Source organism: Nonomuraea spiralis (genome assembly GCF_014648435.1).
Taxonomy (GTDB): Bacteria; Actinomycetota; Actinomycetes; order Streptosporangiales; family Streptosporangiaceae; genus Nonomuraea; species Nonomuraea spiralis.
Genome location: NZ_BMRC01000011.1, coordinates 58,855 through 84,037 on the forward strand (window position 1 = coordinate 58,855; position 25,183 = coordinate 84,037).

Annotated in this window: 19 protein-coding genes and 1 pseudogene; 11 read left to right on the forward strand and 9 right to left on the reverse strand. The window is 70.1% G+C overall.

All coding sequences use genetic code 11. The features are described from left to right. Positions 1 to 22: 22 nt before the first annotated feature. A complete protein-coding gene (ahcY, locus tag IEZ27_RS26745) occupies positions 23 to 1,456 on the forward strand; it encodes an adenosylhomocysteinase (RefSeq protein ID WP_189649982.1) in 1,434 nt (477 codons plus the stop codon). 65 nt (positions 1,457 to 1,521) lie between these two features. After that, positions 1,522 to 2,757 (forward strand): adenosylhomocysteinase, encoded by a 1,236-nt coding sequence (locus IEZ27_RS26750; RefSeq protein WP_189649770.1) that lies wholly within the window; start codon positions 1,522 to 1,524, stop codon positions 2,755 to 2,757. Positions 2,758 to 2,764: 7 nt separating this feature from the next. Here IEZ27_RS26750 and IEZ27_RS26755 read toward each other — a convergent pair whose 3' ends face one another. Next, positions 2,765 to 3,400 (reverse strand): DUF305 domain-containing protein, encoded by a 636-nt coding sequence (locus tag IEZ27_RS26755; protein WP_189649771.1) that lies wholly within the window; start codon positions 3,398 to 3,400, stop codon positions 2,765 to 2,767. A 168-nt stretch (positions 3,401 to 3,568) separates the two neighbouring features. On the opposite strand from IEZ27_RS26755, the gene IEZ27_RS26760 reads away from it, so the two are divergent. Further along, entirely contained in the window at positions 3,569 to 4,975 is a 1,407-nt protein-coding gene (locus IEZ27_RS26760; RefSeq protein ID WP_189649772.1) for an LVIVD repeat-containing protein, read from the forward strand. A 15-nt stretch (positions 4,976 to 4,990) separates the two neighbouring features. Here IEZ27_RS26760 and IEZ27_RS26765 read toward each other — a convergent pair whose 3' ends face one another. Then, positions 4,991 to 5,965, reverse strand: coding sequence for an RDD family protein (locus tag IEZ27_RS26765; protein ID WP_189649773.1), 975 nt, complete (start codon positions 5,963 to 5,965; stop codon positions 4,991 to 4,993). A gap of 51 nt (positions 5,966 to 6,016) precedes the next feature. Here IEZ27_RS26765 and IEZ27_RS26770 point away from each other — a divergent pair, with 51 nt between their 5' ends. Beyond that, positions 6,017 to 7,009 carry a stage II sporulation protein M gene (locus tag IEZ27_RS26770; RefSeq protein ID WP_125632368.1) on the forward strand — a complete coding sequence of 331 codons (993 nt, stop codon included), beginning with the start codon at positions 6,017 to 6,019 and terminating at the stop codon, positions 7,007 to 7,009. On the opposite strand, the gene IEZ27_RS26775 is transcribed toward IEZ27_RS26770, so the two are convergent. The 5 genes from IEZ27_RS26775 to IEZ27_RS26795 are packed head-to-tail and all read right to left on the reverse strand — an operon-like array spanning position 7,006 to position 12,510. Further along, positions 7,006 to 8,379 (reverse strand): DUF58 domain-containing protein, encoded by a 1,374-nt coding sequence (locus IEZ27_RS26775; protein WP_189649774.1) that lies wholly within the window; start codon positions 8,377 to 8,379, stop codon positions 7,006 to 7,008. The genes IEZ27_RS26770 and IEZ27_RS26775 overlap by 4 nt on opposite strands. 43 nt (positions 8,380 to 8,422) lie before the next feature. Next, positions 8,423 to 9,379: an AAA family ATPase gene (locus IEZ27_RS26780; RefSeq protein ID WP_229824364.1), complete on the reverse strand. Its 957-nt coding sequence runs from the start codon at positions 9,377 to 9,379 to the stop codon at positions 8,423 to 8,425. A 13-nt stretch (positions 9,380 to 9,392) separates the two neighbouring features. Further along, complete coding sequence (locus tag IEZ27_RS26785; protein WP_189649776.1) at positions 9,393 to 10,580, reverse strand: DUF4350 domain-containing protein; 1,188 nt, start codon at positions 10,578 to 10,580, stop codon at positions 9,393 to 9,395. Further along, complete coding sequence (locus tag IEZ27_RS26790) at positions 10,577 to 11,215, reverse strand: DUF4129 domain-containing protein (protein ID WP_229824365.1); 639 nt, start codon at positions 11,213 to 11,215, stop codon at positions 10,577 to 10,579. The genes IEZ27_RS26785 and IEZ27_RS26790 overlap by 4 nt, the downstream gene beginning before the upstream one ends. Further along, on the reverse strand, positions 11,212 to 12,510 hold the full coding sequence (locus IEZ27_RS26795) for a glycerophosphoryl diester phosphodiesterase membrane domain-containing protein (RefSeq protein ID WP_189649777.1): 1,299 nt from the start codon (positions 12,508 to 12,510) through the stop codon (positions 11,212 to 11,214). Before IEZ27_RS26795 ends, IEZ27_RS26790 begins: the two co-directional genes overlap by 4 nt. 268 nt (positions 12,511 to 12,778) lie before the next feature. Between IEZ27_RS26795 and mtrA the strand changes: the two genes are divergently transcribed. The 6 genes from mtrA (at position 12,779) to IEZ27_RS26825 (ending at position 20,037) form a co-directional block, all read left to right on the forward strand. Then, positions 12,779 to 13,456, forward strand: coding sequence for an MtrAB system response regulator MtrA (gene mtrA / locus IEZ27_RS26800; protein ID WP_043620615.1), 678 nt, complete (start codon positions 12,779 to 12,781; stop codon positions 13,454 to 13,456). Positions 13,457 to 13,474: 18 nt separating this feature from the next. Continuing rightward, positions 13,475 to 15,214: an MtrAB system histidine kinase MtrB gene (gene mtrB, locus IEZ27_RS26805; RefSeq protein ID WP_189649778.1), complete on the forward strand. Its 1,740-nt coding sequence runs from the start codon at positions 13,475 to 13,477 to the stop codon at positions 15,212 to 15,214. Then, the gene (locus tag IEZ27_RS26810) at positions 15,201 to 16,925 is read left to right on the forward strand and encodes an LpqB family beta-propeller domain-containing protein (protein ID WP_189649779.1); all 1,725 of its coding nucleotides are present in this window, start codon (positions 15,201 to 15,203) and stop codon (positions 16,923 to 16,925) included. The genes mtrB and IEZ27_RS26810 overlap by 14 nt, the downstream gene beginning before the upstream one ends. A gap of 186 nt (positions 16,926 to 17,111) precedes the next feature. Continuing rightward, positions 17,112 to 17,783: a ComF family protein gene (locus tag IEZ27_RS26815; protein ID WP_229824366.1), complete on the forward strand. Its 672-nt coding sequence runs from the start codon at positions 17,112 to 17,114 to the stop codon at positions 17,781 to 17,783. 625 nt (positions 17,784 to 18,408) lie between these two features. After that, on the forward strand, positions 18,409 to 19,074 hold the full coding sequence (hpf, locus tag IEZ27_RS26820; protein WP_189649780.1) for a ribosome hibernation-promoting factor, HPF/YfiA family: 666 nt from the start codon (positions 18,409 to 18,411) through the stop codon (positions 19,072 to 19,074). A 264-nt stretch (positions 19,075 to 19,338) separates the two neighbouring features. After that, positions 19,339 to 20,037: a response regulator gene (locus tag IEZ27_RS26825; protein WP_125632354.1), complete on the forward strand. Its 699-nt coding sequence runs from the start codon at positions 19,339 to 19,341 to the stop codon at positions 20,035 to 20,037. A gap of 567 nt (positions 20,038 to 20,604) precedes the next feature. Here the strand turns inward: IEZ27_RS26825 and IEZ27_RS26830 are convergent. Both IEZ27_RS26830 and IEZ27_RS26835 read right to left on the reverse strand, forming a co-directional pair. Continuing rightward, positions 20,605 to 21,795: a winged helix-turn-helix domain-containing protein gene (locus IEZ27_RS26830; RefSeq protein WP_125632352.1), complete on the reverse strand. Its 1,191-nt coding sequence runs from the start codon at positions 21,793 to 21,795 to the stop codon at positions 20,605 to 20,607. A gap of 294 nt (positions 21,796 to 22,089) precedes the next feature. Next, a complete protein-coding gene (locus IEZ27_RS26835) occupies positions 22,090 to 22,350 on the reverse strand; it encodes an HGxxPAAW family protein (RefSeq protein ID WP_125632350.1) in 261 nt (86 codons plus the stop codon). A gap of 225 nt (positions 22,351 to 22,575) precedes the next feature. On the opposite strand from IEZ27_RS26835, the pseudogene secA reads away from it, so the two are divergent. Next, positions 22,576 to 25,092, forward strand: a pseudogene (secA, locus tag IEZ27_RS26840) (preprotein translocase subunit SecA); the annotation flags it as partial. Positions 25,093 to 25,183 lie beyond the last annotated feature (91 nt).

Here is a 25,183-nt window from a genome sequence, read left to right on the forward strand (position 1 = left end):
CACCAATCGTGACGCGAGGGGAATCCCGATGGACTTCAAGGTCGCAGACCTTTCACTTGCCGACTTCGGCCGCAAGGAGATCCGGCTCGCCGAGCACGAGATGCCCGGCCTCATGGCGATGCGCAAGGAATACGCGGCCTCCCAGCCCCTCCGCGGCGCGAAGATCATGGGCTCCCTGCACATGACGATCCAGACGGCCGTGCTCATCGAGACGCTGGTCGCGCTCGGCGCCGAGGTCCGCTGGGTGAGCTGCAACATCTTCTCCACCCAGGACCACGCCGCCGCCGCGGTCGTCGTGGGCCCCCACGGCACCCAGGAGGACCCGAAGGGCGTCCCGGTCTTCGCCTGGAAGGGCGAGACGCTGGAGGAGTACTGGTGGTGCACCGAGCAGGCCCTCACCTGGCCCGGCGGTGACGCCCCCAACATGATCCTCGACGACGGCGGCGACGCCACGCTCCTCGTCCACAAGGGCGCCGAGTACGAGAAGGCCGGGGCCGTGCCGCCCGCCGGCGCCGACGACCCGGAGGAGTGGCACGTCATCATCGACCTGCTCACCCGCACGGTCGGCGAGGACAAGCGCTGGACCGGGATCGCCGAGAGCATCAAGGGCGTGACCGAGGAGACCACGACCGGCGTCCACCGCCTCTACGAGATGCACAAGAACGGCCAGCTTCTCTTCCCGGCGATCAACGTCAACGACTCGGTCACCAAGTCCAAGTTCGACAACAAGTACGGTTGCCGCCACTCCGTCATCGACGGCCTCAATCGCGCCACCGACGTGCTCATCGGCGGCAAGGTGGCCGTGGTCTGCGGCTACGGCGACGTCGGCAAGGGCTGCGCCGACGCGCTGCGCGGCCAGGGCGCCCGGGTCATCGTCACCGAGATCGACCCGATCTGCGCCCTCCAGGCGGCCATGGACGGCTTCCAGGTCACCACGCTGGAGGAGGTCGTCGGCATCGCCGACATCTTCGTCACCACCACCGGCAACTTCAACATCATCACCGCCGCGCACATGGCGCAGATGAAGCACCAGGCGATCGTCTCCAACATCGGCCACTTCGACAACGAGATCGACATGGCCGGCCTGGCCAAGCTGCCCGGCATCGTGAAGAACAACATCAAGCCGCAGGTCGACGAGTGGGTCTTCGCCGACGGCCACTCGATCATCGTGCTGGCCGAGGGCCGCCTGATGAACCTGGGCTGCGCCACCGGCCACCCCAGCTTCGTCATGTCCAACTCCTTCACCAACCAGGTGATCGCGCAGATCGAGCTGTTCACCAAGACGGCCGAGTACCCGACCGGCGTCTACACGCTGCCCAAGCACCTCGACGAGAAGGTCGCCCGCCTCCACCTCGACGCGCTCGGCGTCAAGCTCACCGAGCTGACCAAGGAGCAGGCCTCCTACATCGGCGTGCACGTCGAGGGCCCGTACAAGTCCGACCACTACCGCTACTGATCCGCAGGGCGGCTCCGGGAGGGCTGGGTCCCTCCCGGAGCCGCTTCTTTCGCGAGGGGCTGGGCATGGATCTCTGGGAAAGCGGCGAGCGGCAGATCTCCTGGGCCGCGCGTTCGATGCCGGTGCTGACGGCCATCGGCGAGCGGTTCGCGCTCGAACGGCCGCTCGACGGGCTGAAGATCGCGGCCTGCCTGCACGTCACCGCCGAGACCGCCGTGCTCATGGGCGCGCTGAAGGCGGGCGGCGCCGAGATCGCGCTGGCCGCCTCCAACCCGCTGTCCACCCAGGACGACGTGGCCGAGGCGCTGCGCGCGTACGGGATCGCCGTGCACGCCCGTGCCGGGGTCGATCGCGCCACCTACTACCTGCACATCCACCAGGCCCTCGACCTCGGGCCCGACCTCGTGCTCGACGACGGCTGTGACCTGGTGAACATCCTGCACACCGAGCGCACCGACCTGCTCGACGGCGTGAGCGGCGGATGCGAGGAGACCACGACCGGCATCATCCGGCTGCGGCAGATGGCGGCCGAGCAGGCGTTGCGGTTCCCGGTCGTGGCCGTCAACGACACCCGCACCAAGCGTATGTTCGACAACCGGTACGGCACCGGTCAGTCCACGCTCGACGGGATCATGCGGGCCACCAACACCATGCTGGCCGGCCGTACCGTGGTGGTGGCCGGGTTCGGGTTCTGCGGGCGCGGGGTGGCCGAGCGGGCCAAGGGGCTGGGCGCGCGGGTCGTCGTCACCGAGATCGACGCCGTCAAGGCACTCGACGCCACCCTCCAGGGCTACGAGGTGCGCCCGATGGCCCAGGCGGCGATGATCGGCGACCTGTTCGTCACCGTGACGGGCAACCGGGACGTCATCAGGGCCGAGCACCTGTCCGTCATGAAGGACGGCGCGATCCTGGCCAACGCCGGCCACTTCGACGTGGAGATCGACGTACGCGCCCTGGACGAGATGGCGCACGAGGTGCACCGCGGGGTGCGCCCCAACACCGACGAGTACGTCATGCCCGACGGCAACCGCCTGCTGCTGCTGGCCGAGGGCCGCCTGGTCAACCTGACCGCCGCCGAGGGCCATCCCGCGGCCGTCATGGACATGTCGTTCTCCGCCCAGGCCCTGGCCGTGGCCTGGCTGGCCGGTCAGCGGGCCGACCTCGTACCCGGCGTGTACGACGTGCCGGAGGAGATCGACCACGAGGTGGCCAAGCTCAAGCTGGCCGCCGCCGGCATCGGCATCGACACGCTGACCCCCGACCAGGAGGACTACCTGCACTCCTGGCGCGTGGGCTCCTGAGCCGGGGTTACCGGAGCGCCGCCTGCATCTCCTGCATACGACGGATCTCGGCCGTCTGGGTGACGCTGACGTCCGTGGCCAGCTCCTCGATCTTGATGTGCGAGCCGTCGGTCAGCACCTTCTCCGACATCTCGAGCGCGCCCAGGTGATGTTTGATCATCAGCTCCAGGAACAGCCGGTCGAAGTCCTTGCCCTTGGCCGCCTTCAGCGCCGCCATCTGCTCCGGCGTGGCCATGCCCGGCATGTCGCCGTGCGCCGCGTGGTGGTCGGGCACCTTCTGGCCCTGCTGCGTGAGCCAGGTGGACATGAACTGGATCTCCGGGCCCTGGGCCGCCTTGATCCGGTCGGCGAGGCTCTTGAGCTTGGTCGAGTCGGCCCTGGTGGGGGCCAGGATCGCCATGTCGAGGGCCTGCCGGTGGTGGAGGACCATGTCCTGGACGTACGTGATGTCGGCGGCGTTGGCCGTGGGCGCGGGGACGGCGGTGGCCGCCTCGCCGGGGGGCAGTGTCCTGGCCTGCTCGCCCGGACGGCCCGGGACGAGCACCGGGGCGGTGGAGTCCGCGCGCGGCGCGGTGGACGCGCCGGAGGAGCAGCCGGACAGGGCAATCAGCGTGCCCGCGATGACGATGAGCGCGGCGCGCACTCAGCCTCCTGACTGGCTCTGGGTCGAGAATGCGGACTCTAGGGCATGAACGTGCCAAGCGAAAGAGGGCGAAACGGAACAAGATTTGACAGATTGGACGCTGGCCAGTTCGGGGGCCGTGAGCGACGATGGCGGAGATTTATGCTCCCTTTATAGGAGGACCACGGAGTGTTCACCCCCCGTAGAGCCCTCATCCTGATCACCGCCCTTGTGGCGGCGGCGGGCGCCACGGTGCCCGCCCAGGCTGCGGACATCCCTGCTCCCGGCGAGATCGTCATGAGCCCCAACATCACGCACGTGACGAACGTGCCCAAGCCCGAAGCGCTGTCCGACATCCACACGGACATGGCCTTCCAGGGCGACTACGCCTTCGTCGGCAACTACTACGGCTTCTCGGTCTACGACATCAAGAACCCGAAGAAGACCTCCCTCGTAAGCTCGGTCGTGTGCCCGGGCGGCCAGATGGACATGTCCGTCTACGGCAACCTGCTGTTCGGGTCCGTCGACTCCTCGCGCAACAACGACTCGTGCAGCAGCACCGGCCAGAGCGCCTCCGTCAAGGAGTCCTGGGAGGGCATGCGCATCTTCGACGTGAGCGACAAGTCCAACCCGAAGTACATCAAGTCGGTCGAGACGAACTGCGGCTCGCACACGAACACGCTCGTGCCCGACAAGGCCGGCAAGAACGTCTACATCTACGTCTCCTCCTACGGCCCCAACGCCAACTACCCCGACTGCCGGCCGCCACACGACCTGATCTCGATCATCAAGGTGCCGCTGGCCGACCCGACCTCGGCGGCCGTCATCGCGACGCCGAACCTGTTCCCCGACGGCGGCAACCCCGGCCTGCCGCTGCCGTACCCGAACGGAAAGTCGGCCACGACCGGCTGCCACGACATCACCGCCTACCCCGAGAAGGGCATCGCCGCCGGAGCCTGCATGGGCGAGGGCATCCTGCTCGACATCTCCAACCCCGAGCAGCCCAAGGTCACCGCGCAGGTACGCGATGACGTGAACTTCGCGTTCTGGCACTCGGCCACGTTCAACAACGAGGGCACGAAGGTCGTCTTCACCGACGAGCTGGGCGGCGGCAGCAGGGCCACCTGCAACGCGGCCATCGGGCCGAACAAGGGCGCCAACGCCTACTACGACATCGCCGGCGGGCAGCTGGCGTTCAAGGGCTACTTCAAGATCGCCAGGCACCAGGCCGACACCGAGAACTGCGTCGCCCACAACGGCTCGCTGATCCCGGTCAAGGGCCGTGACGTCATGGTCCAGGCGTGGTACCAGGGCGGCATCTCGGTGGTGGACTTCACCGACTCCGTAAACCCGAAGGAGATCGCCTTCTTCGAGCGCGGGCCGGACGAGACCGCCCCGCCGCTCGACGGCGGCTTCTGGTCGGCGTACTACTACAACGGCTACATCTACGGCTCCGACTTCAACCTGGGCCTGGACGTGCTGAAGCTCAACGACCCGCGGACGAACCAGGCCAACAGCGTCAAGATGGGCCTGCTGAACGCGCAGACCCAGGGCTCGTACCCCGAGCACGGGCGCGGCGTCCCCGGCGGCAACTGATCGAACGCCGCCGACTCACTGCGGCGGCGCGAACCCGCCCGGAGTCGCCCTCGGCGGCTCCGGCGCGGGCCCCCGCTGCTGTTGCGGCGGCGGATAAGGCGCCTGCTGCGGAGCGTACGACGGCTGCTGCGCGTACGACGGCTGCGGGACGTACGGCGGTTGCTGCGGAAAGGACGGTTGCTGCGAATACGGCGGCTGCGCGTACGGCGTGGGACGTGCCGGGGTGGTTCCGAGGGCGGCGGCGGCGCGTTGCGCGAACCGGGCCTCCTCCCGGCGGCGGCGCTCGGCCAGCACCGCGCTGAGATAGGCGTGCGGCGGCACCCCCGAGGGCGCGGTCGGCGACACGAAGGCCGCCGTCTGCGCCGCGATGCGCATCCCCATCTCGTGCTGGACCTGCGGCGCGAGGTCGTGCCAGCGCATCAGGTACTGCCGGGCGGCCTGCGCCACCTCGTCGGGAAGCTGGGACAGCTCCAGCGTGGCGGCCCAGTTCGCCAGCGGCGGCGGCATCAGGATGACCTGCCCGCTCTCGCGCGGCGCCCGGTCGGAGATCACGATGGTCCCCGCGAAGATGTCGCCGAGCCGCTTGCCCTGCTGCGAGACCAGCGAGGAGATCAGCGCGGGCGCCCCGGAGAACATCCAGAACTCCACCAGCCCGGCCAGCCCGCGGAACAGCGCCTGCCTGAACCGTTCGGGGCTGCCGTCGTCGGCCACCACCCGCAGCCCGAGCGCCAGCTTGCCGAGGCTGCGCCCCCTGGTGAGGGTCTCGAAGAGCACGGGATAGCCGATCATCACCAGCACCAGCAGCACGATCATGACCGCGCCGAACATGGCGTCGTCCGTGACGACCGCGAACGCGCCCAAGAGCATGTACGCGCCGATCAGTACGATGACCTGCACCGCCATGTCGATGACGATCGCCACCGCGCGCGAGGGCATCTGGGCCACCCGCACCTCGACGACGACGGCGTCCCCGGTCACAACCTCTGACATATGTGGAGCCTAACGGCAATGCCGCACTGATCGAGCGGCCACAATGGTCGGGTGGACATCGATGCGTTCGTCACAGCACACCGCCCCGTCTGGGACCGGCTCGACCACCTGGTCAAGAACCGCTCCAAGCTGACCGGCGCGGAAGTGGACGAACTGGTCGACCTCTATCAGCGGGTGTCCACGCATCTGTCCATCGTGCGCTCCTCGTCCCGCGACGCGATGCTGGTCGGACGGCTGTCGGCCCTGGTGGCCAGGGCCAGGTCGGCCGTGACCGGCGCGCACACGCCCGCCTGGCGGGAACTGACCAGGTTCTTCACCGTCACCTTCCCCGTCGTGGCCTACCGGGCGCGGTGGTGGTGGCTGGCCACGGCGCTGGCGAGCGTCGCGGTCGCGTGGGTGCTGGGGGCGTGGGTGGCGGGCAGTCCCGACGTACAGGCGTCGATCGCCTCGCCCGACGAGATCAGCCAGCTCGTCAACCACGACTTCGCCGACTACTACTCCGAGAATCCCGCCGCCTCCTTCGCCGGTCGCGTGTGGACCAACAACGCCTGGGTGTCCGCGCAGGTCATCATCTACGCCATTCTGCTCGGCATCCCGATCCCGTTCGTCCTTTACAGCAACGCCGAGAACGTCGGCGTATCGGCCGGGCTGATGGCCTCCAGGGACAAGCTCGACATCTTCTTCGGCCTGATCACGCCGCACGGCCTGCTGGAGCTGACCGGCGTCTTCCTGGCGGCGGCCGTCGGCATGCGCCTGGGCTGGACGGTGATCGACCCTGGGCCGCGCAGGCGGCTGGAGGCGCTGGCCGAGCAGGGCAGGGCGGTCATGAGCGTGGCGCTCGGGCTGGTCGTGGTGCTGTTCGTGTCAGGCCTGCTCGAGGCGTTCGTGACGCCGTCCGGGTTGCCGACGGCCGTGCGGGTGGGCATCGGGGTGCTCGCCGAGGCGGCCTTCCTGGCGTACGTGATCGTCTTCGGCCGCCGGGCCCTGCGTGAGAACGAGACCGGCGACGTCGAACGCGCGCCCGACGTCGCCCCCACGGCCTAGAGCCGGCCCGCGGCCTTCAGCGCCAGGTAGGCGTCCGCCAGCGCCGGGGCGATGTCCTCGGGCGGCGCGTCCACGACCTCGACGCCGTGCCGGCGCAGCCGGGCCGTGATCCGCCTGCGCGCGAGCTGGGCCTGCTCGGCCGCGGCCGCGTCGTAGACCTCCTCGGTGGTGCCGCGCCTGGCCGCCATGGCCGCCACCCGCGGGTCGGACACGCCCGCGACCAGCACCAGGTGCCGCGAGGAGAGCTGGGTCAGCACCGGCATCAGGCCCTCGTCCAGCGCCGCCGCGTTGAGGTCGGTGAGCAGCACGACCAGGCAGCGCCGCTTGGCGCGGGACAGCACGGCGGCCACCATGCCCTGCCCGTCGGCCTCGACCAGCTCGGCCTCGATCGGCGCCATCACGTTGACCAGCGACGACAGCAGCTCGGTACGGGACGCGCCGCTCACCCACGCGCGCACCGCGCGGTCGTAGGCGAGGAAGTCGACCTGGTCCCCGGCCCGGCCGGCGAGCGCGGCCAGCAGCAGCGCCGCGTCCATCGACCAGTCGAGGCGCGGCCAGCCGGGCGCCGGGCGCGGGTCGGGACGTACCAGCAGGCCCGGGCCCTGGGCGGCGGCCCCGGCCAGGGGGACCGGCGCGTCGCCCACCCGGCCCGCCGACGTGCGGCCGGTGTCGAGCACGATCAGCACGCGCCGGTCGCGCTCGGGCCGCCACGTACGCACCACGACGTCGTTGCGGCGCGCCGTGGCCCGCCAGTCGATGGACCGTACGTCGTCGCCCACCACGTACTCGCGCAGGGAGTCGAACTCGGTGCCCTGGCCGCGTACCAGGGCCGGGTGCCGGCCGTCGAGCTCGCGCAGCCGGGCCAGCCTGGAGGGCAGGTGCTTGCGGGACAGGAACGGCGGCAGGACGCGTACGGACCAGGGCGAACGGTGGCTTCCCTGGCGGGCGGCCAGTCCGAGCGGACCGACCGAGCGCACGGTCACCGCCACCGACGACCGGTCGCCGCGCCTGGTCGGGTTGAGCGTGACCACGATCCTGCGCCGCTCACCGGCCGGCACGTCGAGCGCGGCGACCCGGGGAACGGCCCCGGCCGACGGCGGCCAGGCGTCCCTGATCCGGCCGCGCACCCGCCGGCGGCCCGGGTTCTCCACGATCAGCTCCACCGTGGCCGTCTGCCCCAGGCGTACGAGCGTGTCGCCCGAACGGTGGAGCCGCAGGGGCCGTACGGCGCCCGCGAACACCAGGTCCACGATGATCGCGGCGGCCAGCAGCAGGCAGACCCCCGCCAGCGCGGCGCCGGGCTGGGGCGCGAGGAGCACCACCACGATCCCGGCCGCGGCGAGCAGCCCGGCGCGTCCGGTCAGAGCCATCGGCGCACCGCCACGTGCCTGTCGTGTCCGTCGGAGCGGGCCATCAGCGCGGGACCGGGACCGAGGCCAGGATGCCGTCGAGCAGGCCGTCGGAGGTCGCGCCCTCCAGCTCGGCCTCGGGCCGGAGCTGGACGCGGTGCCGCAGCGCGGGCCTGGCCAGCGCCTTGACGTCGTCGGGCGTCACGTAGGGCCGCCCGGACAACCACGCCCACGCCCTGGAGGCCGCCAGCAGCGCCGTCGCGCCACGCGGCGAGACGCCGAGCTGGAGCGAGGCCGAGCTCCTGGTCGCGCGGGCCACGTCGACGATGTAGCCGAGCACCTCGGGGGCCACGTGCACCTGGGAGACCGCCTCGCGGCCGGCCGCCAGATCCTCGGCCGTGGCCACGGGCTTGACGTCGGACAGGTCGCGCGGGTCGAAGCCGCGCGCGTGCCGTTCGAGCACCGAGATCTCCTGGTCGCGCGGCGGCAGCGGCACGGTCAGCTTGAGCAGGAACCGGTCGAGCTGGGCCTCGGGGAGCTGGTAGGTGCCTTCGTACTCGACCGGGTTCTGGGTCGCGCACACCACGAACGGGTCGGGCAGCGGGCGGGCCACGCCCTCCACGCTCACCTGCCGCTCCTCCATGGCCTCAAGCAGCGCCGCCTGCGTCTTGGGCGGGGTGCGGTTGATCTCGTCGGCGAGCAGCAGGTTCGTGAAGACGGGCCCCTCCCTGAACTCGAACTCGGCCGTCTTCGCGTCGTAGATCAGCGAGCCGGTCACGTCGCCCGGCATCAGGTCGGGCGTGAACTGCACACGCTTGAAGTCGAGCGACAACGCCGCGGAGAGCGTGCGGACCATCAGCGTCTTGGCCACGCCCGGCACGCCTTCGAGCAGCACGTGCCCCCGGCACAGCAGAGCGATGACGAGCCCCGTCACCACGGCGTCCTGGCCGACCACGGCCTTGGACACCTCGGCGCGCAGCGCGCCGAGCGCCTCCCTGGCCGCCTCGCCCGACGGGGCCACGCGGAAAGTCTCCTCAGAGTTCACTGACCTGCCTTTCGATGGAGTCCAAGTATCCGGCCAGCGCGACGAGCCCGGCGTCGTCGGCCGGCGGCGGGCCGTAGAGCGCGGCCCCGATCCCCTGAGGGTCGTCGGCGATCCGCGCGGCGAGGGCCGCGACCAGCTCGTGCGGCCCGGCGCCCTGGGCCAGGCCCAGCCGGGGCGTGAGCCGGTCGATCGTGCCGGCGCGCAGCGAGTCCGCGGCCCGCTGCCTGGCCCGCCTGGCGCGGTAGAGCCTGCCCCGGCCCTCGACCGTCTCGGCCGCCCGTACGACGACGGGCAGCTTCTCGATCACGACCGGCCCCAGGCGGCGGCCACGCCAGAACGCGACGAGCGCCACGGTGAGGCAGGCCATCAGGATCGCCCAGGGGACGCTGTCGGGCATCAGGTCGTACATCGACTTGCCCTCGGAGCCGGGGAGGTCGAGCGGGGGCGGGGTCTCCGGGCGTACCAGCCAGGTGACGGGCCTGCCGGTGCCGATCAGGTTGAGGGCGAGCGCCGCGTTGCCGTCCTCGGGCAGGCGCAGGTTGGTCATGAACTCGCCGTCGCCGACGACCGTGGTGGTGGCGCCGGCGGCCGTGCGGTAGCTGACCAGCGAGTACCCCTCGCCTGCCGGGTAGCAGGCGGCCGCGCCCTGCGGGCCGTTCAGGACCAGGCCGCCGACGTACGCGCTGCCGGCCCGCGTCGCCGCGGGCAGCCCGCACAGCGGGTCGCGGGACCGTACGCGCGACGGCTCACGCCGGGTGCGCGCCTCGGGGGCCAGTACGTTGAGCCCGGGGAGGTCGCCGACGATCAGCCGGTCGCCGGGGACCTGGGCGAGCCGGTGCTCGTCGGCGTACGTCATGTCGGTGATCAGCAGCAGCCGGTCGCCGGAGGCGGCCTTGCCGGCGGCCGCCTCGACCGAGTCGACCCGGTCGACCTGGACGCCCCGGGCGCGCAGCAACTCCGCGAGCGCCTTCGAGCCGGCGAGCGAGGTGTCGGCGGGGTCGAGGTAGCGCGAGGGCCCGCGCTGCGGGCTGAGCAGCACCCCGGCCACGGCCAGCAGCACGATGACCAGGCCGAGCAGGACGATCACGCGGCTGGCCCGCCAGGTGGAGCGGGCGGTGGGGGAGGCCGGGGCCGAGCCGCCGCCGGTGGCCTGCGGCGCCGGTGCGATCACGCTCATGACGGCCCCCCTGCCATGGCCAGCGGGACCGGCCGCGCCTGGCGCAGCCGGTCGTCCAGCCCGCTCATGGCCTGGTACGCGGCCTGAGTGCCGGGCACGCCCCCGTAGCTGACGTCGTCGAACGAACGGGCGGCGGCGGCCAGCTCGGCGGCGAAGCCGGGCAGCGCCGCGCCCGCCTCGGCGGCCAGTTCGTCGGCCGTGCGGCCGGGCATGCCGTCGACCAGCGCGCGTTCCTCCAGGTCGCGGGCGATGGCCCGGAGCCGTTCGCGGATGGCCTCCGACCAGTCGCCCTCGGCGGCCAGGCGTTCGGCGGCCCGGCGGTGCTCGGCGGCGTCGAGGACGCGCTCGCCGTAGAGGCCGCCGGCGGCCATGGCGTTCCTGCGCGCGGCTCCGCGCAGCCGCCAGGCGACCAGCGCGATCACGCCGAGGATGATCAGCGTGATCACGACGGCCGCGATGACGCCGCCGGTCGAGCCGCCGCCGGTGACCGCGTCCGTCAGATCGCCGACGAACTGGTTGAAACGCCGATAGAGCTGGTCGAACAGGGATTCCTTCTCGTATCCGGGCTTGAGGAGCTCCTCGGCCGCTCTGCGGGCCGCCTCCTCCCGGTCGACCGGGTTCACGACCTGGCTCACGACCTGGCTGAGTTGGACGGGTGCCAGAGCTCGTCGGCGGAGGCGTGCACCCATCCCTGGCGCTGCTGCTCGATCGCCGCCGTCTGGAGCACGAGGTCGAACGCCTCCCCGCGCATGCGCCGGTCGGCGTAGAGCAGGCCGGAGACGCCCGCCTGGAAGGGGTAGGAGAACATCGCGCTCAGCGTGCCGCCGACGGCGATGAACACGGCCGCGACCACCGCCGAGCCCGGCGAGCCGCCGCCGAGCATGCCGATCAGCGTCCCGCCGAACGAGAACGGCACCGACAACACCCCCGACACCACGCCGACCAGCAGCGACGTCAGCAGCAGGATGCCGAGCACCCGCCAGAAGTCACCGGTCACCAGGTGCCAGGACCGCCGCATCGCGTCGATCGGCCCCCGTCCCTCCAGCACCACGGCGGGCGCGGCGAACGCGAACCGCGTGGTGATGAACAGGTAGTACGGGACGAACGCCAGGAGGAACAGGACCACCACGCCGAGGATCAGACCGGCGCCGTCGGCGGAGTTGACGCTCATCGCGAGCGCGGCCACGACCAGCACGAGGACGGCCAAGGGCACGATCATCATGACGGCCATCAGCCCGACGACCCCGAACAGCGCCGGGAGCCGGCCCTTGCTGAGGTGCCAGGCCTCGGCCGCGGTGATGTTGCCGCCGAAGACGGCCCGGCCGAGGATGCGGGTCAGCACGCCGGTCAGCACCGTGACCACGACGAACTGGATCACGTACGAGACGAACATGCCGCCGTACTGGGCGATGAGGCCGTAGAAGCTGTTGAGGCTCGCGGAGGCGCTCTCCGGGTCCTCCAGCATGTTGCCCATCGACCCGAACAGGATCGCCTGTCCCACGGCCAGCGGCACCGCGCTGAGCAGGGCGGCGACGGCCGACAGGCCCAGCACGGCCTTGGGGTTGGACCTGATCAGCTTGATCGTGCCGTCGAGGATGTCGCCGAGCCCCAGCGGGCGCAGCGGGATGATGCCGGGCCGCAGCGCGGGCGGCGGCATGTAGCCGTAGCCGGGCGGCTGATAGCCGGGTGGCGGGTGCCCCGGGCCGGGCTGAGGGTAGCCGGACTGGGGGTAGGGTTGCTGAGGCCCCGGCGGGCCGTAGGGCGGCGGCTGGGGGGCTTCGCCCTGCGGCTCGTACGGTTGGCCGTACGGCGCCTGCGGGGGCGAGCCCGGCGCGGTCCACGGGGAAGCCTGCGGGGCGCTGTAGGGCGGGGGCTGTTCGGCAGACCAGCCTGGGGGCGTCTCGGGCGTGCGTCCGTGACCGTCTGACATATCCCAATCCTGGCACGCTGGGCGGGTGGCTGGTGTCACCGAGGCGATTCCCCGACTCATCTTGCCCGCATTTATCGGCGAAACGGGGCAAGGTTGGCGTCCGGGGATGGCCGAAAGTCGCTCTGTTACCGCAGACTGAGATTGTGGTTGCGGGGGGAACCTAAAATTCGCCTTTCGTAGGGCTCATGTCCCACACATGGGCCGACCAAGGGTAACCTTCAGCGATCGTGCGGGTATGTCCCACAATGCGTAGAACGAATGAGGGGCCATGAAAGGTCGCGTGCTGGTCGTCGACGACGACGCCGCTCTCGCCGAGATGCTCGGCATCGTGTTGCGCGGAGAAGGCTTCGAGCCGTCCTTCGTCTCCGACGGCGACAAGGCCCTCGACGCGTTCCGGGATACACGCCCGGACCTGGTGCTGCTCGACCTGATGCTGCCGGGTGCGGACGGCATCGACGTCGCGCGCAGGATCAGGGCGGAGTCGGGGGTTCCGATCGTGATGCTCACCGCCAAGAGCGACACGATCGACGTCGTGCTCGGGCTGGAGTCCGGGGCCGACGACTACATCGTCAAGCCGTTCAAGCCGAAGGAGCTCGTGGCGCGGGTGCGGGCGCGGCTGCGCCGTACCGATGAGCCGACGCCCGAGATCCTGCAGATCGGCGACATCACCATCGACGTGGCGGGCCACTCGGTCAAGCGCGGCGAGGAGACCATCAACCTCACGCCGCTCGAGTTCGACCTGCTCGTCGCCCTGGCCCGCAAGCCGCGTCAGGTGTTCACCCGCGAGGTCCTGCTGGAGCAGGTCTGGGGCTACCGGCACGCGGCCGACACCCGGCTGGTCAACGTGCACGTGCAGCGACTCCGCGCCAAGATCGAGAAGGACCCCGAACACCCCGAGATCGTGGTGACGGTCCGCGGCGTGGGCTACAAAGCCGGCCCCGCCTAGCCTTCGCCCCGCCCCGGCATGCCCCCGACCAAGAAGAAGCCCCGCCGACGGACGATCCGCCAGATTCTCGGCGGCGCCCGCCGGCGGGTGCGGCGTGCGGCGGGCCGGGTGCGCAGCGTGTGGCGGCGCTCGCTCCAGCTCCAGGTGGTCACCAGCACCCTGGTGATCTCCGTGACCGTCGTGGTCGTGCTCGGCACGTTCCTGTCCGACGAGATCAACAGGTCCGTGGTCGAGAGCAGTCAGCAGTCCTCGCTCAACGAGGCGTACGCCGACCGGCTGCAGATCGCCGACGCGCTGATCCCGCCCGCCGACGACCAGGGCAAGGCCCCCGACGGCGACCAGAAGGTCAACCCGCTCGACGAGGTCATGAACACCGTCACCGGGTCGGGCGAGGACGGCTCCAAGAAGCGTTACGACGTCCTCATACTCAACGAGGCCACGCCCGGCATGTCGCGGGCCTCGGGCCGGGTCGTGCAGGCCGACGTGCCCGCCTCGCTGCGGCAACGCCTGCAGAGGTACATGAACCGGGCCGAGTACGGCAAGACCGAGGCGCAGATCGACTCGGTCAGGTTCGACGGCCAGAGCCAGGCCACGCTGACGTACGTGGTCGGCGGGGTCGTGCACGAGCCCCTGACCGGCCAGGACTACCAGGTCTACCACTTCTTCCCGTTCAGCGAGGAAGAGGAGCTGCTGTCCAACGTCCGGCTCGCCATCGTCGTGGTGGGGCTCGGGCTCGTCCTGCTGCTGGCCGCCATCGCCTACCTGGTCGCCCGCCAGGTCGTCACGCCCGTACGGCTGGCCCGCCAGGCCGCCGAGCGCCTGGCCGCCGGCAAGCTGGACGAACGCCTCAAGGTACGCGGCGAGGACGACCTCGCCCGCCTGGCGAACTCGTTCAACGAGATGGCCGCCAACCTGGCGCTCAAGATCCACCAGCTTGAGGAGCTGTCGCAGGTCCAGCGCCAGTTCGTCTCCGACGTCTCCCACGAGCTGCGCACGCCGCTGACCACCGTCCGCATGGCCGCCGACCTGCTCTACGACGCCCGCGAGGACTTCGACCCCATGGCCGCCCGCTCGGCCGAGCTGATGCAGGCCCAGCTCGAACGGTTCGAGTCGATGCTGGCCGACCTGCTGGAGATCAGCCGCTACGACGCCGGGGCCGCCACGCTCGACGTCGACTCCGTGGACATGCGCGACGTCGTCCACCGGGCCATCGCCGACTCCGAGGCGCTGGCCGAGCGCCATGCCACCCGCTTCGACATCCGCCTGCCGCACGAGCCGTGCATGGTCGAGGTCGACAACCGCCGCGTCGAGCGTATCCTGCGCAACCTGCTGTTCAACGCCATCGAGCACGGCGAGGGCCGGGAGATCGTGGTGACCGTGGGGGCCGACCGCGACGCCGTGGCGGTCGCCGTACGCGACCACGGGATCGGGCTCAAGCCGGGCGAGGAGACGATGGTGTTCGACCGGTTCTGGCGGGCCGACCCGTCCAGGGCCAGGACCATCGGCGGCACCGGGCTCGGCCTGGCCATCTCCCGCGAGGACGCCGTGCTGCACGGCGGCTGGCTCCAGGCGTGGGGGCAGCCGGGCGAGGGCTCGCAGTTCCGCCTCACGCTGCCCCGGCTGGCCGGGGCCGACCTCAAGGGCTCGCCGCTGTCGCTGGTGCCGCCCGAGATCGAGATGCGGCGCACCTGGCGCAGCCACATGACGCCGGTGCTGCTCCCGGCCTCGGGGGACGGAGGCGGCCATGACGAGGACTAGACGGGTCGGGGCCGCGGTCGCCCTGGCCGCGGCCGTGGCCTGCGCGGGCTCGGGCTGCACGGTGATCCCGGTGAGCGGGCCGTACACGGTGAGCGACACCGGGGGCGGCGACCCGCTGAACAAGCCGTTCCAGCGCATGATCGCCATCCCGCCGCGCGACGACTGGGACCCCCAGCTGCTCATCAGGGGGCTCCAGGCGGCCATGGCGGCCTACCCCGACGACCCGGCCGTGCTGGCCGGGTACCTGACGCCCAAGGCCCAGGCCAAGTGGAAGGCGTCCGGGCCGGTGACGGTGATCGAGGACGCGTTCCAGGTGGAGTACCCGGGGGAGGGCGACGCCGAGGAGACGTACGGGCTGAAGGGCAAGCAGGTAGCCCGCATCGACCCGGACGACGCGTACGTGCCGCTTTCGGGCAACGCGCCGGAGCGGCTGTTCGTGCTGAAGAAGGACGCCCGGGGCGTCTACCGGGTGGACGACCTGCCGGACGGGCTGGTGCTCACCAAGTCCGACGTGGCGCGGGCGTATCGGCTGACCAACCTCTACTACCTCAACAACGCCCGCGAGCGGCTGGTCGTCGACCGGGTGTGCCTGCGGCTCAAGCCGACCGAGAGCTTCGCGCAGACCATCGTCAAGCGGCTGCTCAAGGGGCCGAGCAGCGCGTTGCGCGGCGCCGTGGGCACCGTGTTCCCGGAGGGCACCGAGGTCGAGTCGGTCGGCACCGGCGAGGACCGCGTCGTGATCAACTTCTCGGGTCCGCTGCTGCCGCTCGACCTCGGTGAGAAGGCCGCCCTGGTGGCGCAGCTCAGGTACAGCCTGACCAACAACAAGGTCGCCAACAGCCGTACCATCGAGGTGCAGATCGAGGGCGAGCAGTACTGGACCGAGCCGCCCAACCCCGAGACCCACTGGCTGGAAAACGGCGGCAACACGCCGTACTACACCAGCAAGGGCTCCGTGCACGTCATGAGCAACGAGGACGCGGGCGTCGCCGTGTCCGGGCCGGCGGGGGAGACGAACTCCGACTTCAAGGCGTTCGCGCTGTCCTCGCAGCAGGCCGGCGCGATCGTCGCGGCCAAGACGTCCACCGGCATCTCGATCGCGAGTCTCACCCCCGAGGGGCGCTGGCAGCAGGTCATCGAGGGCGCCGACCTCACCGCCCCCACCTGGCGCCGCGACGGCTCGCTGTGGACGTTCGACCAGCACAACAAGGTGGTGCTGCGGTTCGACCCCAACGGCGGCCAGGGCCCCGAGCGCGTCTCCGCGCCCGGTCTCGACGGCCTCGACGTCACCGCGTTCAAGATCGCCCGGGACGGCGTGCGGGTGGCCCTGCGCACCGGCAAGAACACCGTGCAACTCGGCGCACTCAGCGAGGGGCTCAACGGGCCCATGCTCGGCAACCTCCACACGCTGACCTCGACGGAGGTCGAGTACAAGATCGAGGACATCGCCTGGGAGGACGACGAGCACCTGCTGGTGCTCATCCAGAGCACGGCGGGGCGGATACTCAACGAGATCGACATCGGCGACGGCGAGACGATCGGGATCCCGCTGAAGGACCGGCTGGAGCGGGTGGCGGCGCTGAACGGGCGCGTGCTGGCGGAGGCCAACACCGACAAGGGGCCCAAGATCATCGAGCTGAACCCGGACCGGCAGGGCTGGACCAGCAAAATCGAACCCAACGCCAAAAACCCCTTCTTCCCCCTGGGCTGACCCCTCCCCTCTTGGCCCCGGCCGCCCTCCTGGCCCTCGGCTCGCGTCGGCCGTTGCGGAGGGTGCGGGCTTCTTGGGAGATCCCGCCCGCGTCGGGACGTCGCCCCGGACCCCGCTTCGGGACGTCGCCCACGGGCCGCGGAATTGTCGGTGGGGGCGGGCATGCTGGGCGGCGTGTTGGGGGCCGTGCTCGATGTCTTTCTGCCGCAGTCCTGCGTGGGCTGCGGGCGTGCCGGCGCGCGGTGCTGCGCCGGGTGCGCGGCCGAGATGGCCGCCGCCCCGGCGCGGCGGCTGCCGAGGCCGAGCCCGCCCGGCCTGCCCGACTGCTGGTCGGCCACGCCGTACGAGGGCGCGGCGCGCAGGGCGATCCTGGCCTACAAGGAGCGCGGCGCGGTGGCGCTGGCGGACGTGCTGGCGCAGGTCCTGGCGTTCACCGTGCTCACCGCCCTGGCGGGGACGGGCGGCGGGTGGGCGCGCGGGCCGTTCGCCGTCGTGCCGGTGCCGAGCGCGAGGAGGGCCTCGCGGGGCAGGGGCCACGATCCCATGGCCCGCCTGGCCGGGCTCGTCACCCGCCATCTCGCCGCCGCAGGCTTACCCGCCGAGCCGTGGGCGGCGCTGCGCCAGGCGCGGCGCGTGTCCGACCAGGCGGGCCTGAGCTCCACGCAGCGCGTCGCGAACCTCGCCGGGTCCCTCTGTGTCCCGAGGGGCGCGAAAAGCCCTCCAGCGCCGTCTGTGCTGCTTCTGGACGACATCGTCACGACCGGCGCCTCGCTCGCCGAAGCCGCCCGTGCACTCCGCGCTGCCGGCGTACGGGTGCCGCTGGCGGTGACCGTCGCCGCGACACGCCGAAGATCTTGAAACGCTTGTCATCACTCTGGGTAAAGAAAGATCCAATTCTCGTGTCCGTCATGAGGGCTCGATGTCTCTTCGGGGGAAGAAGAAGCAGAGCAGCTCAGGTTGGCGGAAGGCGCTTGGCCGCAGGGGTTGCCGACAGGTCGTTACGACATCCTCCAGACGTCCGAAACCTCGAAAAGATCACGGTACGTGATCCTTTGGTCGATCCCCCGGCTGACATTCGCGCAGGATGCGGATAGCGTTCTGACATGGCACCCGTTCGGGTCCGTGGTTGCGCAGGGCCGGTGTCCCCGGCTCTGCTAGCCGATGCCAGCCGCAGGCTAAACGGTCCACGTAAGGCGACTCTTTGTCGACCGATCACGGTGCGGCTTAGGGGTAAGTCCTGCCTTCCCGAGGGTCCAGATGTCCCTCGTCAGAAGAGAAGGGCAGTAGTGGCAACAGAGCTGCGAAACCCTCAGCAGGCGAATGTGGGGTCGAAGACCAGGTCGGCCGGGCGGGTGCCACCCGAGATCCCGGTGACGTCGTGGCGGAAGAGGGTAACGGTGACAGAGAGGCAGACAGAAGACCCCGCTCGGCACGTACAAAGTCGGGCGCTCTTGCTCAGTCGTTAGCGAAGGGGGGCTGTTGCATGGACATCATCGTCAAGGGTCGGCACACAGGAGTGAGTGACCGGTTCCGAGACCAAGTGACGACCAAGCTGGCCAGGATCGAACGTCTGGACAACAAACTCATCCGAGTCGATGTGGAGGTGTCGAAGGAACGCAACCCTCGCCTCGCCGATCAGCGCGAGCGCGTCGAGCTCACCATTCACTCGCGAGGCCCGGCCATCCGCGCCGAAGCCTCGGCCGACGACCGATTCGTAGCCCTCGACATCGCCCTCGACAAGCTGGAAGGCCGTCTGCGGCGGCTGGCCGACCGGCGCAAGGTCCATCACGGCAATCACGTCCCGCCCTCGGTGGCGGAGATCACCGCGACGCTCGCTGACGTCGCCGGCCGGCCGTCCCGGGAGAAGAAATCCGTCCCGGAGCCGGCCGAGTCCTACGAGGACCTGCCGGTGGAGGACGAGAAGCTGGACGACGACATCGTCCCGATCGAGATGGACGGCGAGGGCCCCCTCGTCGTACGGGAGAAGTTCCACAAAGCGGAGCCGATGACCATCGACCAGGCCATGCTGGAAATGGAACTGGTCGGCCACGACTTCTACCTGTTCCGTGACAAAGAGAGCGGCCTGCCGAGCGTCGTCTACAGCCGGCGCGGGTACAACTACGGCGTGTTGCGGCTCGTAGAGCCCTGATCGCGCCCTAAAAGATCTTCTCGACCACCCGAGGACCACCGTATACGTGCCATCATGGCGGTCCGACGGCTCTGGCCCCCCGACGAGGAGGACACGTGAGCGAGCTCAGTCAGGTGCAGATGAGCGAGCGAAGCGAGGGTACTGACGGGCGAACCGCCACGCGGACAGCCGCTGCGGCCCCGACCGGGCGTGACAGTGGAGCGGCCGTCCGATGAGCAGGTTTCCCGTGAGCAAGGCAGGCGCAAGGCGGACCGAGGAGGGCTCGTGACCGAGTCCGGCGAGGTCCGTACGGCAGAGAGCGAGCCGATCCGCGTGCTGATCGTTGACGATCACGAGCTGATCAGGCGCAGCCTGGCGTTGACGCTGGCCGCGGAGCCCGACATCGAGGTGGTCGGTGAGGCGAGCGACGGGCAGGAGGCGGTCGAACTGGCCGATCGCCTCATGCCCGACGTCGCTCTGATGGACGTACGCATGCCCAGGCAGGACGGGATCGAGGCCACCAAGGCCATCAAGGTCTCCGTCCCGAGCACCCGCATCATCATGCTGACGGTGAGCGACGAGGAAGAGGATCTCTTCGAGGCCATCAAGGCCGGCGCCACCGGCTACCTGCTGAAGGACGTGCAGATCAACGACGTCCCGGCCGCGGTGCGCGGCGTGCACGAGGGGCAGTCGTTAATCAACCCGGCGATGGCCGCCAAGCTCATCAGCGAGTTCGCGAACATGAGCCGCAAGGAGGCCGAACGCCCGCCGCAGCTCCCGGTGCCCCGGCTGACCGACCGCGAGATGGAGGTCCTGCGCCTGGTCGCCAAGGGCATGAACAACCGTGAGATCGCCAAGCAGCTCTTCATCTCCGAGAACACGGTCAAGAACCACGTCCGCAACATCCTCGACAAACTGCAACTGCATTCGCGCATGGAAGCAGTGGTGTACGCAGTCCGGGAACGCATGCTGGAAATCACCTGACCCACCCCGGCCCTCTACGCCCAGCCTTCGCCCACCTGCCCCACCATGCGCCACCCCGCCCCCGGCCAACGCCCTGTGCCGCCACCTGGCGTCACGCGCCACCACCCGGGGTTAGGCGCCACCACCCGGCGCCCCCGCCGCCCCACCGACCCGCCGGCCCATGGAGCCCCTCAACTCCAGGAAGGGATGCCGGCCTCTGGCCTCCAGGCTTGTCATCCGGGCGACGGTCACCTGGCGCGGTCTGCGGTGAGGCGGACGGCTGACGACCTGCCAGCCCTTGCGGCTCCCGCCCTCGGCCCGGGAAGCGCAGAGGTTCCGGCAGCGCCAGCGAGCCGCCGAAGTCCCCAACACCAGGCGCACCGACGCCCCAACGCTGGGCAGGTAGCGCAGACACTTCGCGTGGCGCTGTCGGCGCCGCTGCCTCACTCCCCGCCTGGCACCGCGGACGCTTCGCGCAGCGCGGGTGGCGCAGTTGCCCCCAGAGCCGGGGGTACTGCCTCTCCCAGCGCCAGGGACTTCGTGCTGCTCAGCGCTTTGGCGGCCAGGGCGGGGGTCTGGGGGCTGTGGTTACGGGGATGTGGTCAGGTGGTGGGCCAGTTCTGGGGGGTCGGTGCGTTCGACGCGTACGGCGTCGCAGCCCACCCATTCGGCCGCCGACCACAGGGCGTCGCGCAGGGCGTCGGCCCACTTGGCGGGGGACAGGCCCGGCTCCAGGTGGACCTGGCGGGCGACGAGGGTGGTGCCCTCGCGGGCCGGGTCGACCCGGCCGATCAGGCGGCCCCCGGATAGCACGGGCATCGTGAAGTAACCGTGGACGCGCTTCTCCTTGGGCACGTAAAGCTCAAGCTGGTACTTGAAGCCGAAGACGCGCTCGGTGCGGCCGCGATGCCAGATCAGGGAGTCGAACGGCGACAGCAGCGTCGTGCGGTGACGGCCGCGCGGCTCGGACTCAAGGGCCTGCGGGTCGGCCCAGGCATTGGCGTGGCCCTTCTTGGCGGGCCAGCCCGCCACCTTGACCGGTACGAGCCCGGCGGCGCCGCTGAGCAGGGCCTCGTCGAGCATCGCCGCGAACTGGCCCCTGAGCCGCAGGAAGTCGAGCAGGTCGGTACGGTTGGCCACCCCGAGCGACCGGCCGGCGATGGCGGCCAGCAGGACGATGCACTCCTCGTCGGTCAGGTCGTCGGCCAGCAGGTCGGCCGGGACCACGCGCTCGGTCAGGTCGTAGACGCGCCGCCAGCCGACCCGGCGCACGCAGGCGATCTCACCGATGTCCAGCAGCCACTCCAGCCCGATCTTGGAGTCGGACCAGTCCCACCACGGGCCGCCGTTCTTGGCGCCGCCGACGTCGGACGTCGTGAGCGGGCCCGCGTCGCGCACCTGCTGCAGCAGCTTGTCGACGCTGTCGGGGACCTCGTGCCAGCGGTAGCGCCTGTTGCGGAATGCGCGGCGGCGGAAGGAGTAGAGCGGCCAGTGCTCGATGGGGAGGATGCAGGCCGCGTGACACCAGTACTCGAAGCTCTGGGAGGGATCGTGCCAGTAGGAGCGCTCGATCTCGGGCCTGCCGACCGCGCCGAGGCGGGCGTAGGCGACCAGCTCGTGGGAGCGGGCCAGGACGGAGATCGTGTCGAGCTGTACGGCGCCGAGCCGGCGCAGCATGCCGCGCACCCCGCCCTTGCGCGCGTCGGCGCCGATGAGGCCCTGGGCACGCAGAATGACCCGGCGCGCCTCGTCGGCGGTCAGGTCGGTCACGTTCGTCATACGGGGAACCCCAGGGGGCGGTGGGGGACGGTAGGGCTATCCATGGGGGAAATTTAGCGGTGCCCACCGACAGAATCGCTCCGGCCGAGGTTGCGGCAGGGCCGGCGGGCCGGGGCCGACACGCCGATGTCGCGGGGTTGGGGAATTCGATGCCCAGAACGGGAGCCCGGTTCACGGAGCGCGCACGGACGGTGCGCGAAGGCGTACGAAAGGGCCGTGGGAAGGCGTACGAAAGGGCTGTGGGAACAGGAACGGCGGGCGCCCGGTGCCGGGGCCCGCCGTCTGTGGGGACGGTCAGCGGTGGTCTTCGGCGTGCATGCCGACCCGGGGCGCGTCGATCACCACGTCCGTGAAGATGTCGAAGACGAGGGCGAGGATGCCGCCGACGACGAACACACCGGCGCCGACCCAGACGAGAGTCCAGTTGTCGGCCGTCAGCCCGAAGCCGGACACGATGGTGCCCACCACCATGACCGTCACGGCCAGCCACGAGGAGGCTCGCCCGCCGTGGTTGCCGAGATTCTCCGCGTGCTCGGACTTCTTCCCCTCAACCATGACTAAATCCTTCCTTTGCCGGATATCCCGCTATTGGTGCGAACCGGCGCTCAACCGGCATACCCTCTGCCTTGACCCCATTCTCCCAGACGTGTCCGGCGCCCTCGTCGTCACGGTGGCTGTGTCTGGTTGCGGAACCGCCTACGATGGCAACCGGGGAAGTTTGTCTCGGCCTCTCCTCCTGGCGGCGCCGCCGGGGTAGACCTGCGAGGAGCTTTACATAAAGTGGCAGCCATTCTCGACAAGATCCTACGTGCCGGCGAAGGCAAGACTCTCCGCAAGCTCAAGCGGATCGCCGATCAGGTCAACTCCATCGAGGACGACTTCACGAGCCTGTCCGACGCGGAGTTGCGTGCGCTGACCGACGAGTTCAAGCAGCGTTACGCCGACGGCGAGAGCCTCGACGACCTGCTTCCCGAGGCGTTCGCGACCGTGCGTGAGGCGGCCCGGCGCGTGCTCGGCCAGCGGCACTTCGACGTGCAGATCATGGGCGGGGCCAACCTGCACATGGGCAACATCTCCGAAATGAAGACGGGTGAGGGCAAGACCCTGACCTGTACGCTGCCGGCTTACCTCAACGCGCTGGCGGGCAACGGCGTCCACGTCATCACCGTCAACGACTACCTGGTCAAGGTCGGCGCCGAGAACATGGGCCGCGTCTACCGGTTCCTGGGCATGGAAGTCGGCATGATCCTCTCCGGCCAGGCACCGGACGAGCGGCGCAAGCAGTACGAAGCGGACATCACGTACGGCACCAACAACGAGTTCGGCTTCGACTACCTCCGCGACAACATGGCGTGGTCGCTGGAGGAGTGCGTCCAGCGCGGTCACCACTTCGCCATCGTCGACGAGGTCGACTCGATCCTCATCGACGAGGCCCGCACGCCGCTGATCATCTCCGGCCCCGGCGAGCAGTCGGGCAAGTGGTACAGCGAGTTCGCCAAGATCGTTCCCAGGCTGCGCAAGGGCGTCGAGGCGAAGAACCCTGGCGAGGAGAGCACCGGCGACTACATCGTCGACGAGAAGAAGCGCACGGTCGGCGTCCTGGAGGCCGGCGTCGAGAAGGTCGAGGACTGGCTCGGCATCGACAACCTCTACAAGCCCGAGCACACCCACCTGGTCGGCTTCCTGAACAACGCGCTCAAGGCGAAAGAGCTGTTCAAGAAGGACAAGGACTACATCGTCTCCGACGGTGAGGTGCTCATCGTCGACGAGTTCACCGGCCGCGTGCTGCACGGCCGGCGCTACAACGAGGGCATGCACCAGGCCATCGAGGCCAAAGAAGGCGTGAAGATCAAGGACGAGAACCAGACTCTCGCCACGGTCACCCTCCAGAACTACTTCCGCCTCTACGCCAAGCTGTCGGGCATGACCGGTACTGCGGTCACCGAGGCCAACGAGTTCCACCAGACGTACAAGCTCGGCGTGGTCCCGATCCCGACCAACCGGCCGATGGTCCGCAAGGACCAGGCCGACGTGGTCTACAAGACCGAGGACGCCAAGTTCAACGCGGTGGTCGAGGACATCAAGGAGCGCCACGAGGCCGGGCAGCCGGTCCTCGTCGGCACGACCTCGGTGGAGAAGTCCGAGCGGCTGTCCAAGGCGCTCAAGCGCCGCGGTGTGGTGCACGAGGTGCTCAACGCGAAGAACCACGCGCGTGAGGCGGCGATCGTCGCCGAGGCGGGCCGCAAGGGCGCCGTCACCGTCGCCACGAACATGGCCGGTCGAGGCACCGACATCATGCTCGGCGGCAACTCCGAGTTCCGCGCCGACCTCGAGCTGCGCCAGCGCGGCCTCGACCCGGTCGAGACGCCGGAGGAGTACGAGAAGGCCTACCCCGAGGCGCTGGAGAAGGCCAGGGCGGCCGTCAAGACCGAGCACGACGAGGTCACCCAGCTCGGCGGCCTCTACGTGCTGGGCACCGAGCGCCACGAGTCGCGCCGCATCGACAACCAGCTCCGCGGCCGTTCCGGCCGTCAGGGCGACCCCGGTGAGTCGCGCTTCTACCTCTCGCTCGGCGACGACCTCATGCGCCTGTTCAACGCGGCCAGGGTCGAGATGATCATGAACAGGCTGAGCATCCCCGACGACCAGCCGATCGAGTCGGGCATCGTCTCCAAGGCCATCGCCTCCGCCCAGCACCAGGTCGAGCAGCAGAACTTCGAGATCCGCAAGGAAGTTCTGAAGTACGACGAGGTCATGAACCGGCAGCGCAAGGTGATCTACTCCGAGCGCCGTCGTGTGCTGGAGGGCGCCGACCTGCACGAGCAGGTGCGCGGCTTCGTCGGCGACGTGATCGACGGTTACGTCGCGGGCGCCACCTCCGACGGCTTCGCCGAGGAGTGGGACCTCGACAAGCTGTGGAAGGCGTTCGGCGAGCTCTACCCGGTCTCGGTCCGGATCGACGACCTGGTCGAGGAGGTCGGCAGCCGCGAGGAGCTGACGGCCGAGATCATCTCCGAGAAGATCAAGGCCGACGCGCTGGAGGCGTACGCCAGGCGCGAGGAGCAGCTCGGGGCGGAGGCCACGCGCAACTTCGAGCGCCAGGTCATCCTGTCGGTGCTCGACCGCAAGTGGCGCGAGCACCTCTACGAGATGGACTACCTGCGCGAGGGCATCGGCATGCGGGCCTACGCGCAGAAGGACCCGCAGATCGAGTACCAGCGCGAGGGCTTCGAGATGTTCGCCGCGATGCTTGAGGGCATCAAGGAGGACTCGGTCGGCTTCCTGTTCAACCTTGAGGTCGAGGTTCAGGAGAACCCGATCGTCGAGGAGGAGGACGCGGCGGTCACCGAGACCCGGTCGATCATCTCCACCGCCCTGCGCGGGCCGC

Bases quoted from the DNA above. Each gene is read 5' to 3' on its own strand.
- IEZ27_RS26750 (WP_189649770.1), top strand. From the start codon at position 1,522: ATGGATCTCTGGGAAAGCGGCGAGCGGCAGATCTCCTGGGCCGCGCGT.
- IEZ27_RS26765 (WP_189649773.1), bottom strand. From the start codon at position 5,965: ATGTCAGAGGTTGTGACCGGGGACGCCGTCGTCGTCGAGGTGCGGGTG.
- IEZ27_RS26775 (WP_189649774.1), bottom strand. From the start codon at position 8,379: ATGGCTCTGACCGGACGCGCCGGGCTGCTCGCCGCGGCCGGGATCGTG.
- IEZ27_RS26785 (WP_189649776.1), bottom strand. From the start codon at position 10,580: ATGAGCGTGATCGCACCGGCGCCGCAGGCCACCGGCGGCGGCTCGGCC.
- IEZ27_RS26795 (WP_189649777.1), bottom strand. From the start codon at position 12,510: ATGTCAGACGGTCACGGACGCACGCCCGAGACGCCCCCAGGCTGGTCT.
- mtrA (WP_043620615.1), top strand. From the start codon at position 12,779: ATGAAAGGTCGCGTGCTGGTCGTCGACGACGACGCCGCTCTCGCCGAG.
- mtrB (WP_189649778.1), top strand. From the start codon at position 13,475: ATGCCCCCGACCAAGAAGAAGCCCCGCCGACGGACGATCCGCCAGATT.
- IEZ27_RS26810 (WP_189649779.1), top strand. From the start codon at position 15,201: ATGACGAGGACTAGACGGGTCGGGGCCGCGGTCGCCCTGGCCGCGGCC.
- hpf (WP_189649780.1), top strand. From the start codon at position 18,409: ATGGACATCATCGTCAAGGGTCGGCACACAGGAGTGAGTGACCGGTTC.
- IEZ27_RS26830 (WP_125632352.1), bottom strand. From the start codon at position 21,795: ATGACGAACGTGACCGACCTGACCGCCGACGAGGCGCGCCGGGTCATT.
- IEZ27_RS26835 (WP_125632350.1), bottom strand. From the start codon at position 22,350: ATGGTTGAGGGGAAGAAGTCCGAGCACGCGGAGAATCTCGGCAACCAC.